Annotated in this window: 13 protein-coding genes and 1 pseudogene; 7 read left to right on the top strand and 7 right to left on the bottom strand. The window is 38.0% G+C overall.

Going from position 1 to position 14,215, the window contains the following annotated elements:
- From ftsH to H7O61_RS01260, 6 genes are all read left to right on the top strand, one after another.
- Positions 1-1,899 carry an ATP-dependent zinc metalloprotease FtsH gene (gene ftsH / locus H7O61_RS01285; RefSeq protein WP_187874906.1) on the top strand — a complete coding sequence of 633 codons (1,899 nt, stop codon included), beginning with the start codon at positions 1-3 and terminating at the stop codon, positions 1,897-1,899.
- 2 nt (positions 1,900-1,901) lie between these two features.
- Positions 1,902-2,156, top strand: coding sequence for a hypothetical protein (locus H7O61_RS01280; protein ID WP_000881890.1), 255 nt, complete (start codon positions 1,902-1,904; stop codon positions 2,154-2,156).
- Positions 2,146-2,859 carry a CDP-diacylglycerol--serine O-phosphatidyltransferase gene (gene pssA, locus H7O61_RS01275; RefSeq protein WP_001122188.1) on the top strand — a complete coding sequence of 238 codons (714 nt, stop codon included), beginning with the start codon at positions 2,146-2,148 and terminating at the stop codon, positions 2,857-2,859. The genes H7O61_RS01280 and pssA overlap by 11 nt, the downstream gene beginning before the upstream one ends.
- Entirely contained in the window at positions 2,856-5,093 is a 2,238-nt protein-coding gene (gene copA, locus H7O61_RS01270) for a copper-translocating P-type ATPase CopA (protein ID WP_187874905.1), read from the top strand. Before pssA ends, copA begins: the two co-directional genes overlap by 4 nt.
- Positions 5,094-5,294 carry a copper-binding metallochaperone CopP gene (gene copP / locus H7O61_RS01265; protein WP_000869069.1) on the top strand — a complete coding sequence of 67 codons (201 nt, stop codon included), beginning with the start codon at positions 5,094-5,096 and terminating at the stop codon, positions 5,292-5,294.
- Positions 5,295-5,493: 199 nt separating this feature from the next.
- Positions 5,494-6,312, top strand: a complete 819-nt coding sequence (locus H7O61_RS01260) for a hypothetical protein (protein ID WP_079295146.1) — start codon at positions 5,494-5,496, stop codon at positions 6,310-6,312.
- A 21-nt stretch (positions 6,313-6,333) separates the two neighbouring features.
- Here H7O61_RS01260 and csd4 read toward each other — a convergent pair whose 3' ends face one another.
- Positions 6,334-7,650: a DL-carboxypeptidase Csd4 gene (csd4, locus tag H7O61_RS01255; protein ID WP_187874904.1), complete on the bottom strand. Its 1,317-nt coding sequence runs from the start codon at positions 7,648-7,650 to the stop codon at positions 6,334-6,336.
- 135 nt (positions 7,651-7,785) lie between these two features.
- On the opposite strand from csd4, the gene H7O61_RS01250 reads away from it, so the two are divergent.
- Complete coding sequence (locus H7O61_RS01250) at positions 7,786-8,307, top strand: flagellar FLiS export co-chaperone (RefSeq protein WP_079295148.1); 522 nt, start codon at positions 7,786-7,788, stop codon at positions 8,305-8,307.
- 3 nt (positions 8,308-8,310) lie between these two features.
- On the opposite strand, the gene H7O61_RS01245 is transcribed toward H7O61_RS01250, so the two are convergent.
- The 6 genes and pseudogenes from H7O61_RS01245 to H7O61_RS01220 all read right to left on the bottom strand — a co-directional run bounded on the left by H7O61_RS01245 (position 8,311) and on the right by H7O61_RS01220 (position 14,208).
- The gene (locus tag H7O61_RS01245) at positions 8,311-9,306 is read right to left on the bottom strand and encodes a HoxN/HupN/NixA family nickel/cobalt transporter (RefSeq protein WP_000780400.1); all 996 of its coding nucleotides are present in this window, start codon (positions 9,304-9,306) and stop codon (positions 8,311-8,313) included.
- 56 nt (positions 9,307-9,362) lie between these two features.
- A pseudogene (locus H7O61_RS01240) lies at positions 9,363-10,050 on the bottom strand (DUF3226 domain-containing protein).
- A 28-nt stretch (positions 10,051-10,078) separates the two neighbouring features.
- Positions 10,079-11,230, bottom strand: coding sequence for an AAA family ATPase (locus H7O61_RS01235; protein WP_079295150.1), 1,152 nt, complete (start codon positions 11,228-11,230; stop codon positions 10,079-10,081).
- 132 nt (positions 11,231-11,362) lie between these two features.
- The gene (locus H7O61_RS01230; RefSeq protein WP_079339394.1) at positions 11,363-11,932 is read right to left on the bottom strand and encodes a restriction endonuclease; all 570 of its coding nucleotides are present in this window, start codon (positions 11,930-11,932) and stop codon (positions 11,363-11,365) included.
- A 3-nt stretch (positions 11,933-11,935) separates the two neighbouring features.
- Positions 11,936-12,559 carry a hypothetical protein gene (locus tag H7O61_RS01225; RefSeq protein WP_001930309.1) on the bottom strand — a complete coding sequence of 208 codons (624 nt, stop codon included), beginning with the start codon at positions 12,557-12,559 and terminating at the stop codon, positions 11,936-11,938.
- Positions 12,553-14,208 (bottom strand): ABC transporter ATP-binding protein, encoded by a 1,656-nt coding sequence (locus H7O61_RS01220; protein WP_187874903.1) that lies wholly within the window; start codon positions 14,206-14,208, stop codon positions 12,553-12,555. Before H7O61_RS01220 ends, H7O61_RS01225 begins: the two co-directional genes overlap by 7 nt.
- Positions 14,209-14,215: the final 7 nt, after the last annotated feature.

Below are 14,215 nucleotides of genomic sequence, written 5' to 3'. Positions count from 1 at the left end.
ATGAAACCAACGAACGAACCTAAAAAACCTTTTTTTCAAAGTCCCATTGTCCTTGCGGTTCTTGGAGGGATTTTACTCATCTTTTTTCTACGCTCTTTCAATTCTGATGGCAGTTTTTCGGACAATTTCTTAGCTTCTAGCACTAAAAATGTGAGCTATCATGAAATCAAACAGCTCATCAGCAATAATGAAGTGGAAAATGTGAGTATCGGTCAAACTTTGATCAAAGCCAGCCATAAAGATGGTAATAATCGTGTGATTTATATCGCTAAACGAGTGCCTGATTTGACCTTAGTGCCTTTGTTAGACGAGAAGAAAATCAATTATTCTGGTTTTAGCGAGTCTAACTTTTTTACCGACATGCTAGGGTGGCTCATGCCTATTTTAGTGATTTTAGGGCTATGGATGTTTATGGCAAACCGCATGCAAAAAAATATGGGTGGGGGTATTTTTGGCATGGGGAGCGCGAAAAAACTCATTAACGCTGAAAAACCTAATGTGCGTTTTAATGACATGGCGGGCAATGAAGAAGCCAAAGAAGAGGTGGTAGAAATCGTAGATTTTTTAAAATACCCCGAACGATACGCCAATTTAGGGGCTAAAATCCCTAAAGGCGTGTTATTAGTAGGGCCTCCAGGAACCGGTAAAACTCTTTTAGCCAAAGCGGTAGCCGGCGAAGCGCATGTGCCGTTTTTCTCTATGGGAGGGAGCAGTTTCATTGAAATGTTTGTGGGCTTAGGGGCAAGCAGGGTTAGGGATTTGTTTGAAACCGCTAAAAAACAAGCCCCTAGCATCATTTTTATTGATGAAATTGATGCCATAGGTAAAAGCCGAGCGGCAGGAGGCATGATAAGTGGGAATGATGAAAGAGAGCAAACCTTAAACCAGCTCTTAGCCGAAATGGATGGTTTTGGGAGCGAAAATGCGCCTGTAATTGTCTTAGCCGCAACGAACCGCCCTGAAATCTTAGATCCGGCCTTAATGCGTCCAGGACGCTTTGACAGGCAGGTTTTAGTGGACAAGCCTGATTTTAATGGCAGGGTAGAAATCTTAAAAGTGCATATTAAAGGCGTGAAACTCGCTAACGATGTGAATTTGCAAGAAGTCGCCAAACTCACTGCAGGGCTTGCAGGAGCGGATTTAGCGAATATCATCAATGAAGCCGCGCTTTTAGCAGGAAGAAACAACCAAAAAGAAGTCAGGCAGCAACATTTAAAAGAAGCGGTTGAAAGAGGGATTGCAGGGTTAGAAAAGAAAAGTAGGCGCATCAGTCCTAAGGAAAAGAAGATCGTCGCCTACCATGAAAGCGGGCATGCCGTGATTTCTGAAATGACTAAAGGGAGCGCTAGGGTGAATAAAGTCTCTATCATTCCAAGGGGTATGGCGGCTTTGGGCTACACCCTTAACACGCCCGAAGAAAACAAATACTTGATGCAAAAACACGAACTCATCGCTGAAATTGATGTGCTTTTAGGCGGAAGAGCGGCTGAAGATGTCTTTTTGGAAGAAATTTCTACCGGTGCGAGCAACGATTTAGAAAGGGCGACTGATATTATTAAAGGCATGGTGAGTTACTACGGCATGAGCAGTGTCAGTGGGCTTATGGTGTTAGAAAAACAGCGGAACGCCTTTTTGGGAGGTGGTTATGGAAGCAGTAGGGAATTTAGCGAAAAAACCGCAGAAGAAATGGATCTTTTCATTAAAAATTTGCTAGAAGAGCGCTATGAGCATGTCAAACAAACCTTGAGCGACTATAGAGAAGCGATTGAAATCATGGTCAAAGAATTGTTTGACAAAGAAGTCATTACAGGCGAAAGGGTGCGTGAAATCATCAGCGAATACGAGACCGCCAATAATTTAGAAAGCCGTTTGATCCCTTTAGAAGAGCAAGCGAGTTAAGAGTGCTAGCTTACAAACAGATTTTTGATAAGGGTTTAAAGCCTTATTACAAACATTCTGTTTGTTTAAAGTTTTTTTTTAGGTTTTGTTTTCTAAAAACTCATGCTTACCAACAGCGTTATAAAGCGTTTGCTCTAACGCTCTTTTTTTGTGAGTTTTTTAGTGCTTGTAAAATTTTTATTCCCATAATGGATTTTAAAATCGTTTTTATTCCTATTCTAAAAGCCAAGTTAAAAAGAATCTCTAATGCCTATTAACCCTCTCTATCTTTTCCCCAATCTTTTCACCGCTAGCAGTATTTTTTTAGGCATGATGAGTATTTTTTACGCTTCCAGTTACCAATTTGTCATGGCATGCTGGTTAGTGGTAGCGAGTCTTATTTTAGACGGACTTGATGGGCGTGTCGCAAGGCTTACCAACACCACCAGCAAGTTTGGTATTGAATTTGACTCCTTAGCTGATGTAATCGCTTTTGGAGTCGCCCCAAGCCTTATTACTTACTTTTATGTGGGGTATAATTTTGGGCGCATAGGTATGGCAGTGAGCGCGTTGTTTGTGATTTTTGGAGCGATACGATTGGCGCGATTCAATATCAGCACCAACACAAGCGACCCCTATTCTTTCATCGGTATCCCCATTCCTGCGGCGGCGGTATTGGTGGTGCTTTGCGTGTTATTAGATAATAAATACCATTTCTTAGAAGGCAATACCGAAAAGTTATTTTTAGGCTTTATTGTTTTACTAGGGGTGCTTATGGTGAGCAATATCCGCTACCCTAATTTTAAAAAAGTCAAGTGGAATCTCAAGCTTTTCATCTTAGTGTTGATTTTTTTATCGTTAGTGTTTGTGCGCCCTTTAGAGGCTTTGAGCGTGTTTATGGGGCTGTATTTGATTTATGGCATCATTCGGTGGCTATTTTTAATGGTAAAAATTATTTTTAATAAAAATAAAAGCGCATGAAAGAATCTTTTTACATAGAGGGAATGACTTGCACGGCGTGTTCTAGTGGGATTGAACGCTCTTTGGGGCGTAAGAGTTTTGTGAAAAAAATAGAAGTGAGCCTTTTAAATAAGAGTGCTAACATTGAATTTAACGAAAACGAAACCAATTTAGACGAAATTTTTAAACTCATTGAAAAACTGGGCTATAGCCCTAAAAAAACTCTAGCGGAAGAAAAAAAAGAATTTTTTAGCCCTAATGTTAAATTAGCGTTGGCGGTTATTTTTACGCTTTTTGTGGTGTATCTTTCTATGGGGGCGATGCTTAGTCCTAGCCTTTTACCTGAAAGCTTGCTTACGATTAACAACCATAGTAATTTTTTAAACGCTTGCTTACAGCTTATAGGCACGCTCATTGTCATGCATTGGGGGAGGGATTTTTACATTCAAGGGTTTAAAGCCTTATGGCACAGACAACCCAACATGAGCAGCCTTATCGCCATAGGCACAAGCGCTGCCTTAATTTCAAGCCTGTGGCAATTGTATTTGGTCTATGCCAATCATTATACCGATCAGTGGTCTTATGGGCATTATTACTTTGAAAGCGTGTGCGTGATTTTAATGTTTGTGATGGTGGGCAAACGCATTGAAAATGTTTCTAAAGACAAAGCCTTAGACGCTATGCAAGCCTTGATGAAAAACGCCCCAAAAACCGCCCTTAAAATGCACAATAACCAACAGATTGAAGTTTTAGTGGATAGCATTGTGGTTGGGGATATTCTAAAAGTCCTCCCTGGAAGCACGATTGCGGTGGATGGTGAAATCATAGAGGGCGAAGGGGAATTAGATGAGAGCATGTTAAGCGGTGAAGCGTTGCCGGTTTATAAAAAAGTCGGCGATAAAGTCTTTTCAGGGACATTCAATAGCCACACGAGTTTTTTAATGAAAGCCACGCAAAATAACAAAAACAGCACCTTGTCTCAAATTATAGAAATGATCCATAACGCTCAAAGCTCAAAGGCAGAGATTTCTCGCTTAGCGGATAAGGTTTCAAGCGTGTTTGTGCCAAGCGTGATCGCTATCGCTGTTTTAGCGTTTGTGGTGTGGCTCATCATCGCGCCTAAGCCTGATTTTTGGTGGAATTTTGGCACCGCTTTAGAAGTGTTTGTATCGGTTTTAGTGATTTCTTGCCCTTGCGCTTTAGGATTGGCTACGCCTATGAGCATTTTAGTAGCGAATCAAAAAGCGAGTTCTTTAGGCTTATTTTTTAAAGACGCTAAAAGTTTAGAAAAAGCAAGGCTAGTCAATACGATCGTTTTTGATAAAACCGGCACGCTCACTAACGGCAAGCCTGTCGTTAAAAGCGTTCATTCTAAGATAGAATTATTAGAGTTATTGAGTTTAGTGGGCAGTATTGAAAAGAGCAGCGAACATGTCATTGCTAAAGGGATTGTAGAATACGCAAAAGAGAATAACGCCCCCTTAAAAGAAATGAGCGAGGTTAAAGTGAAAACGGGCTTTGGCATCAGCGCTAAAGTAGATTATCAAGGCGCTAAAGAAATCATCAAAGTGGGTAACAGCGAATTTTTTAACCCTATTAACACGCTAGAAATTAAAGAAAACGGGATTTTAGTGTTTGTGGGTAGAGCGATCAATGAAAAAGAAGACGAGCTTTTAGGGGCGTTTGTTTTAGAGGATTTGCCCAAAAAAGGCGTGAAAGAACATATCGCCCAAATCAAAAATTTAGGCATTAACACTTTTCTTTTGAGTGGGGACAATAGGGAAAATGTCCAAAAATGCGCGCTTGAATTAGGGATTGATGGTTATATCAGTAACGCTAAACCACAAGACAAGCTCAACAAGATTAAAGAGCTTAAGGAAAAAGGGCGGATCGTTATGATGGTGGGCGATGGCTTGAATGACGCCCCTAGCCTTGCTATGAGCGATGTGGCGGTGGTGATGGCTAAGGGGAGCGATGTGAGCGTGCAAGCAGCGGATATTGTAAGCTTTAATAACGACATTAAATCGGTTTATAGCGCGATTAAATTAAGCCAAGCGACCATTAAAAATATCAAAGAAAATTTGTTTTGGGCTTTTTGTTATAATAGTGTGTTTATCCCTTTAGCTTGTGGGGTTCTTTATAAGGCTAATATCATGTTAAGCCCGGCGATTGCGGGTTTAGCGATGAGCTTAAGCTCTGTGAGTGTGGTCTTAAACTCCCAAAGGCTAAGGAATTTTAAAATTAAGGATCATTGAATGAAAGTTACTTTTCAGGTGCCAAGCATTACTTGCAACCATTGCGTGGATAAGATTGAAAAATTTGTGGGCGAAATTGAAGGCGTGAGCTTTATTGATGCGAGCGTGGAAAAAAAGAGCGTGGTTGTAGAATTTGACGCTCCAGCGACACAGGATTTGATTAAGGAAGCCTTATTGGATGCGGGGCAAGAAGTGGTGTGATATAGAGTTAGCGGATTAATGTTAAAAGTGGTTTAGTATAAAAATAATCCAAATACCGCAACATGCAAAAGGGTTGTTGTCTTTTAACGCTTGGGTTTGTTTGAGTGTTTTTGCAACCGCTAGAAAAGGGGAGGAGTTTTAGGTAATAACACTCGTAATCTAAAATCAAAAAGAAGCTATCAAATACCAAAGGATAAGCATGGGCATCAAAGAAAAAGAAATTGAGCTTGAAACCTTGAAGCGTGAAATCGCGCAAGCGGAAGCGAGTTTGGAACAGGATTTCATTAAGCACATGGTGGATAAGACTAACGAGAAAGTGGAAGATTTGTTTTTTAGTAACAAGCCGGAGTTTTATCGGTTTGTTTTCACGGAGCAAAACAACTATCTAAGAGAAAAGCTAACGGACAAAGTGGGCAGAGCGATGGATTTAAGCGATGAAATCCAAAGAGACAAAACAGAAAACGAATCTTTAGAAAATGGCGCGAAATTCAAAAAGAGGTTTGTGTTTGAATTGCAAAATGATTTAATATTTTTGAGAACAAAAAGGAATACCTATAGTGCTAAAACCGAGCATGAAAATTTTCAAGAAAGATTGTTAGCGGCTAAAGACACTTTTAGATTGATCAAAGCAAATGATTTTAAAACTAAAATTTACCCCTATCAAATCATCCTACGCTTAAAAACAAAACACACCATTGTTTTTAGATGGTTGAAAAAAGAAATCATCAAACGCTTTGTTAAAAAAGATCTTTTCACCGAGACCCTATCCATAAAAATAACGGATAAAAAAGGGCGAAAATACGCCTTAATCGCAAACTATAACCATGCAAGCGATATTATTGAGCTAATGCTTGATGATAAAACCTACACCACCACCCTCTACTATCAAAAACCGCTTTTTGACCTGATTAAAAATTCTAATTTTAATTTGACAATCAAAGACAACACACTAGAAATAAATCAAGCTAAAAACGCCTATTCGTTTAAAGCGAAAAATACCAAAACCCTTGAATATTAAAAGGCAATGGATTTACCATTCCTACACAAATTTCACTAAGATCATTCCGCTAAACGCGTTGTTTTTATAAAATTCTATGCGATAGATCCTTTCTTGCTTGTCTAATGAAAAGCGTTTTTGAAAATCTTTAAATTTAATCGTATAGCCCGCTTCGTTAGGCTTACTTTCATTAGAAACGCTAAAGCCAATCACATTCGCGCGGATATTGTCCATAGCATGGATATAAAAACTCTCTTTCACTTCAACCACGCTCCCTATTTTAACCATTTGATCCTTATTGTCAATTTGCATTTTCACTTCTTCTAAAGAATGATCAAACTCTATGTAAAAGGGCGATAGTCGTGTCATGAGCTTGTTGCCGTATTTTAAAAACACTTCTTGCTTATTTTTGACTAGCCCCACAATGTAAGCGTTACTCTCTATGGGGATTTGTGGGATTTTAGTGTTGTGGGGTAAGGGGAAATGGTTGAGTTTAGGGCGTAAGTTAAAAAGAGGCATTTTAGGCAGAGAGCCGATTTTTGCCCATAAGTTTTTATCATTGATTAGGGCATGCACGCTGTTAGGGTTAAGCTCAAAATCGCGCTTAAAAGGGATATTAAGCTGGTTGAGTAAGCCCTCAATGGCTTGCAAATGGTAAAACACCCTTGATGCTAAAGGGAGTTCTTTGCTGGCTTCATTGGCAAAAGCGCTCTTTTTTTGATTGATCGCATAAAAAGTCAGGGCTTTTTGCATTTCTGTATCGCCTTGCACGGTGCGCGTGTTTTTTAAATGATACTCTTCAATGGGGTGCAATAAATGGGCGTTGATGCTCTCAATCGTATTGTTTGCAAAAGCAAGCAAGTTAGGGAATTTCGCCCCCTTAACCTCATCTTGATCAATAATAAAGCAATTCCCCCAGCGCTTAGGATTAAGCATTGCATCAATATAAATAGGGCGATAATACCCACCGCCATCATGCAAGTGCAAGACGGCATCTATAGTGGGTTTTGCGATCAAGGATTTGATTTCTTGGATGGTGGGATATTCAGGGTCATTCTTGTCTAAAGCGGCAAATTTGCGGTTCATATCCCCATACAAGCCCCTATGATTTCTTAACATGGAAGGCTTATTCAATACGGGAACCACTTCCACCAAGCCTTTTAAAACGCTATAGTGCATTAAAAACAAATTAGCTGCATTAAACCCTCCAGGCTCATCGCCTTGAATCCCTGCTAAAAGCAACAAATGGGGGGCTTTGTCCCTATCCTCTACATTTGTAGGGGCTTTTTCTATCGTTTCTATCGCATGCAAAAACACCCAAGAATACAAGCCCCACACCAAAAGCCATATTTTTTTCATCCAATCTCTCTACTATTTAAAACTAAAAGATCGCTAATTATACCTAAAAACCTTTTTAAGGGTGTTTTTTGAAGTTTCCATAAAAAAGGAACGAAAAATGCTTGTGATCGTTTAATTCTATTTAAAAGGTTTTTTATGGATATTTTAAAAACTCTTCAAAAGCATTTGGGCGATGTTGAAACAAGCGATTTCAAAACCAATGCGATAGAAAAATCCCAACAAATCGCTAAATTCAGTAGGGACATGAAAAATATAAACGAGAGCGTTGGGGCGTTGCAAATCTTGCAAATCGCTTGCAAAAAACTCCTGAATAAGAGCATGGGTTTGGAAGATAAAGACACTTTGCAAGCTTCTATCATTAAACAGGAATTGCGAGAAATTGTAGAAAATTGCCAGTTTTTAGCCTCCCCTTTGTTTGACACTCAGCTCAACATTGCCATTAACGATGAGGTTTTTTCCATGATTGTGGCTAATCCTTTGGATTTATTGGAAAATGCGGGCGGGTTTCAAGCTTATTTGGAAGAAAAATTAAACGAAATTAAGGAATTATTAGGTTATTTGAGCGAAAGCCTTTCAAACCCTAAAGCTTTCATGCCAAAACAAAGTTTTTCAAATAAAAGCCTTAAAGATTTGTTGAGCGATAATTTGAGGGCTTAAAATCTAGCCCTCTAATTTAGAAAATTTGATTTTCCATAAAAAGAATGAGCCTAAAAACGCTATCACAAATAAGCCCACCAAGTAATAGCCCAAGTCTGTAAATTCCAGGCTTTGTAGGGCGCTTAAAAGGCGGTTTTCAAATTTTAAATGGAGTTTCTCGCTAACGACTTGAAAAAGCTCAATTAACCCGATAAAAAGCGCGATAAACACGCTTAAAGCGGTGATGGAGATGTTGTAGTAGATTTTCCTTAAAGGGGTTTTGAACGCCCAATCATACGCCTTGAGCATGAACGCCCCATCTAAAGTGTCAAACAAACTCATGCCAGCGGCAAAAAGAATGGGTAAAGAGAGCATGCCCACCACACTCACTTTAATCGCGCTGCTAGAGAGGGCCAAAAGCGCGATTTCACTAGCGGTATCAAAGCCTAGCCCAAAAAGAAAGCCCACAGGATAAATATGCCACGACTTGGAAACGAAATTAAATAAGGGTTTAAAAAAGCGATTGAGTAAGCCCCTACTCGTTAAGAGCCGTTCAATCTCTTCGTTTTGTTGCTGGCTCAAGCTTTCATTAGAATGCGATTTTTTGAAGATTTTTAATAGATCTATTAAAATAATCGCATTCAATAGCCCTATAATGAGCAAAAAAAGCCCTGAAACTAAAGTCCCCACTACCCCCCCTATTTCTTCTAGCATCGGCGTATGCTCTTTAGCCCAAGCGATCGCAAACGCGCTGATGATGGTCATTAAAATCACCACGCTTGAATGCCCCATAGAAAAGTAAAACCCCACGCCATAGGCGTTTTTGCCTTGTTGGGTGAGCTTTCTAATGGTGTTGTCTATGCAAGCGATGTGATCCGCATCAAACGCATGCTTTGCCCCGAGCATGTAAGCCATAGACGCCGCCGCATAAAACGAAGCGTTATTGGCCATAAAGAGCAACGCCAAACCTAACGCATGCAAGAACACAATCGCTAAAAAATAAGGAAACCACAATTTCACCGCGCACCTTTTGTAAAAATAGTATTTTTTAAATAATTGTAATATATTTTGTTAAATTAGAAAATCTTAAGTTTTGTTTTTTGTTTATTTTCTGCTAATTGCCCTAGAAAATTTTTAAGGGGAATGAGAGAATTCGAGTTAAAATCAATCGCTTCTTTTAGTTTTTCATATTCTTCTTTGTGTTTTTCCTTTATTTTACCTTTATCATCAATAAGGCATTTTTCTTGCTTCTTGCTATTTGTATCCCAATTGTATTGGAAAAATTTTTCTAGTTCAAACACTTCTAAATAGGCATACAGCATATTTTTTCTTATGTTTTTAATCGGTTCATGATGTTCTTTATTTTTAATGCATTCTAAGTATGATTCAAAACATTTAAGAAATTCATCATGTTTAGCAATTTTTAATAACGGGGTTTCTAAATCACCATCATCTTGATTGTTAGGGAATAAAAAGATTTGTTCTTCTGAAATAGTTTGTTCAGTTTGTTTAGTTTGTTTCGTTTTTGATACGACTTTTAAAATCTCTTTTTTATTACTCTTATAGTTATCCGCATCAAAAATGATAAGTGTTTTATCGTATTTTTCAATTTCAAGCAATCGTTTAGATAGGTTATCTTTTCCTTTTATATTATTGCACCTTAAAATTTTTGATTGGAAAATCTTCTAGAAAATACAGATAAACTTCTAAAAACACCTTATCGCTTGGACCTTCTACAAAAATCAGTATTTCTTTATCTGCCATTGAATGATCCTAATCTTAGTATGATGCTTTAGCCAAAAAGATTCTCTTCATTTTCAAAATAATATTCTAAATTTTCTCCATAATAAGGCTCTGCAACGATTGAACCATTGTATTGTTCTAAGCAAAACAACTTAGTTTGATGCGCAAAATCCTTTTCTCTGATAACTTGATCTAAAATTTCTATAAATTCTTGGTTGTGGGTAGTCATAAACACTTGCAAATTACCATCTTTGTTGTCGTTGATAAAATCAATAACACACCTTAATAATAATTTCATGCGAGAAAAGTGTAAGCCATTCTCCACTTCATCAATATAAATCATTTTTGCGTTATCAGCCATTAAAGCGCTTACAATATACAAATATTTAATCAAACCATCACCAAATACAGATAATGGGATTTTTTCTTTTATACCTTTCACTTTTAATTTGAGTTGGTTGTTGGCACTAAATCTGATGGCTTGAATACTTTTATCAAATTGATTAAGCCTTTCATTTAATTCTTTTTCTAATTGGTTTTCATCAAGAATCTTACGCATTGCTTGAATGATATTAGGATCCATAATATGGATAGCATTAGGGTTCATAATATCTCGCTTTCGTGCAACATCGCTAGGCGTTATGATAGCAGTGCTTTCAAAGGGTAGAAGTTCTTGCAATTGACTGGGTTCAAAATTCTTAAATTGCCTGTTGTAGCCTGACTGATTAGGAATTGGTGGGAAATTATAAGCTTTAGTAATATTTAAATGATCGTTATAGATTTCTTCATTATTTTTTTTAAGAGTGAAATTAAGCTGAGAGAGCATTTGAGTTTGTTCTGCTGTAGGTATTATTTGCGACTCTATTACCTTTTGGTTTTCACTGGCTATGAATTTTATTTGCAAGTCCAAGGTCTGATTGTTGTCTAAAGTTGTAACAATTTGTATTTCTTTCTCGGTGTCTAAACCATAAAACATCAAGTTTTTTGATTCTGTTGTTAAAGGCTCTTTGCGTATATTGTCATAAATTTCCGTTATATTAGCGCATGGGTGCATGGATTTTCCTACTAAACAATACAACGCTTCTAACAAATTAGATTTACCCACATTGTTCCCACCAGTAATAATGTTGAGTTTGGTAAAACCATCAATTTGAGTGTCCTTAAAAGTCTTAAAATTTTTAATGCGAACAGACTGAATCATTGAACCCCTTTATCCAAACAAAAATTGATGCTAAATTTTCACATTATAGCGCATGCGATTACGAAAAAATTTAATAGGAAATAAATAAGAAATCATAAAAATAAAAGCATTATATAAATTATCTTGCTTGGATTAGTTTTTCCCACCCAAAAATTTGACCCATTCGTCTCTATCAATCAAAAGCACTTCATTAGCTTGAGCCAGTTTTTGAGCGGCTTGCGTGAAGTAGCTATTGGTGATCACGCAGGCTTTTTCGCAAGCGTAATAAGCTTTAGAAGAGACCACCTCTTGAATGGCTTTGGGCGAAACTTTGTGCGAGTAGCGTTTGGCTTGAACTGCCCATTTGACGCCGTCTTTTTCTGCAATCAAATCCGCTCCATAATCGCCGCTTTTTTGAGTGATTGTAACTGCAAAACCTTTGGAAGTGAAAAAGATTTTGGAATATTCTTCAAATTCAAAGCCGTTCATGGCGTCTATTTTTTGCAAAATGCGTTTGAGTTGGCGCTCTTTATACGAAGAAATAACGCCTTGAAATAACACTAACATGGAAAAAACGCCAAGAAGCGCTAACAATTTTAAAAGCAAATCGTTAGCCGAAGTTACTAATTTCAATTCTAGAGATTTTTCCAACAAAACATGCCAAGTTAAATAAATCCCTACCGAAAACAAAACAACAAAAATAAAGAATAAAACCTTTTTCATGCCCTAAAGCCACTCGGTATTTTCTATAGCGTTCAAACGCTTTTCTAAACCTTCCATAAGAGAATAGTAAGCCTTATTAAGGGCCTTGATTAAAGCGTTATGATAGGATTTGTCTTCTTGGGGAAAAAGAGAGGGGTTATCGCCCAAACGATTAGCGTAATAAACAGGCACGCTGAGAGCAGTGGGGATTAAAAGGGTGTCAAACGGGCAAGCGGTTTGCGGGACGCATTCTAAAATCAAGCTCGCTTGAAGGTTTAAAAAACGCATGACAGATTTAGGGTCAGTGTTAGGCTCAATAGTCTTTTTAAGCCTTTCTTTAATGGCTTTTAAATCTTTAGGACTCTCTTCAAAAGAAAAAAAAACATTACCCGAAACATTGAAAGTGAGAGCGCTTTTATCTTTTAAAAAATAAGCGATTTGTTGGGTGAGCGCTTTTTTAAATTCTTTTTGGTAAAAGGGCGGCACAAAATGGGCGTTAAAAAAGATTTTAGGGGGGTTTAAAGTGGAAGCGGTTTTTAAAGTGCTGTTTTTGGGGTAATCTTTATATTTTAAGTGGAGCGTTGTTTTGTTGAAAAACTGACACCCTAGTAAAATAAAAACAACACCAACGCTTAAAACCCTTAACATTCTATCAAACGCCCATGCTCTAATTTCACATGCTTAGTGGCTAATTTAAGCGTGCTTGGGTTGTGCGAGATGAGAATGATCAAGCGGTTTTGTTTCAATTCCAAAATGCTTTGCTTAACACTCTCTTCTGTGTGATTGTCTAAAGCGGAAGTGGCTTCATCAAAGATTAAAACTTGAGCGTCTTTATACAAAGCTCTTGCAATGGCGATCCTTTGGCGTTGGCCACCGCTAAGGTTAGCGCCAAATTCATCTAAAACGCTCTCTATCCCATGAGGCATTTTTTCCACAAAATCTAAGGCTTGGGCTTTTTTTAGGCATTCTTTGATTTTTATTTCATCAATTTCTAAGCCATACGCCACATTTTCAGCCACGCTCCCGTTAAAAATAAACACCCTTTGAGTGACAACGCTAATCTTTTCCCTCAAGGATTTTTGAGTGATGCTCTCTATTTTTTGATCATTGATGAAAATTTCGCCCTTGCTTGGCTCATAAAGGCGTAAAATTAAATTCACTAACGAACTTTTACCGCTCCCGCTTTCGCCTTTTAAAGCGATGATTTCATTTTGCTGGAATTTTAAACTAATATCGCTTAAAACATAACGCTCTTGATCTTCTAGCGCATAAGCCAGCCATACTTTTTTAAACTCTATGGTGTGTATGGCGTTATTTAGCGTCAATTCCCCATCAACAATAACCGGCTCTCTTTCTAAAATCTCATGGATCCTGTCGCTAGCGACTAAGGCTTCTTGAAAATTAGAAACGATCCTAGTTAGGCGTTTGATCGGCGTATAGAGCATAAAAAGGGCCGTGATGAAAGAAAAAAACGCCCCCACGCTAATATGCCCCCTAATCACTTCATTCCCCCCTAAATAAATCACTAGCGCTATAGCGATAGAGCCTAAAAACTCCATTAAAGGCGAAGAAATTTCAGCCACGGCGATGTTTTTGATACCGATTTTAAAAAACGCTTCATTTTCTTTCACAAAAGCCTTATGCTCTAACTTTTCGCCATTAGAGATTTTAATCGCTTCCACATTGTTAAAGACTTCACTCAAACGAGCGGTGATTTTGGCGTTACTCTCTTGATGGGATTTAGCGAGTTTTTTAACCTTACGAATGATTTTACTAATAGGAATGGCCGCTAGCGGCATGATCACTAGCCCCACTAACGCTAATTTAGGGCTTTGATAGATCACCACCCCCACTAACCCGACAATCGTTAGCCCCTCTCTTAGGCTCTCTGAAAGATAGTTGGACAAACTCGCTCTGATCAAACCTATATCATTGGTGATCCTTGCGATCAATTCGCCCTTTTTAGTCTTGTTAAAAAAATCCATTTCCATTTTTAGAAGGCTTTCTAACATGGCGTTGCGTATTTTTTTGACAATATCAAGCCCGATAAAGTTGGTGAAATAAGTGCCAACATAGATGCCCCCACTCTTACCCAAATACGCCAAAATCACTAAAAAAGGTAGGATTTTGAGCATGTGAGTGTCTTTATTGATAAAAATTTCATCTAAAGTGGGCTTGACCAAATAAGTCCCCCAAGCCGTGCTTAAAGCCACCACTAAAGAAGAAAATAAAACCACTATAAAACTTTTATAATGTTCTTTAAGGTATTTAGAATAACGCCTGAAAAAGAGTTTCAAATGCTTA

This window comes from Helicobacter pylori, from assembly GCF_014496965.1.
Lineage (GTDB): Bacteria > Campylobacterota > Campylobacteria > Campylobacterales > Helicobacteraceae > Helicobacter > Helicobacter pylori_CZ.
Note: the sequence above shows the minus strand (reverse complement) of the source record. Positions and strands in the feature narration are given on the sequence as shown.

Coding starts and splice junctions, on each gene's coding strand:
- ftsH (WP_187874906.1), top strand. CDS start 1: ATGAAACCAACGAACGAACCTAAAAAACCTTTTTTTCAAAGTCCCATT.
- pssA (WP_001122188.1), top strand. CDS start 2,146: ATGCCTATTAACCCTCTCTATCTTTTCCCCAATCTTTTCACCGCTAGC.
- copA (WP_187874905.1), top strand. CDS start 2,856: ATGAAAGAATCTTTTTACATAGAGGGAATGACTTGCACGGCGTGTTCT.
- copP (WP_000869069.1), top strand. CDS start 5,094: ATGAAAGTTACTTTTCAGGTGCCAAGCATTACTTGCAACCATTGCGTG.
- H7O61_RS01260 (WP_079295146.1), top strand. CDS start 5,494: ATGGGCATCAAAGAAAAAGAAATTGAGCTTGAAACCTTGAAGCGTGAA.
- csd4 (WP_187874904.1), bottom strand. CDS start 7,650: ATGAAAAAAATATGGCTTTTGGTGTGGGGCTTGTATTCTTGGGTGTTT.
- H7O61_RS01250 (WP_079295148.1), top strand. CDS start 7,786: ATGGATATTTTAAAAACTCTTCAAAAGCATTTGGGCGATGTTGAAACA.
- H7O61_RS01235 (WP_079295150.1), bottom strand. CDS start 11,230: ATGATTCAGTCTGTTCGCATTAAAAATTTTAAGACTTTTAAGGACACT.
- H7O61_RS01230 (WP_079339394.1), bottom strand. CDS start 11,932: ATGAAAAAGGTTTTATTCTTTATTTTTGTTGTTTTGTTTTCGGTAGGG.
- H7O61_RS01225 (WP_001930309.1), bottom strand. CDS start 12,559: ATGTTAAGGGTTTTAAGCGTTGGTGTTGTTTTTATTTTACTAGGGTGT.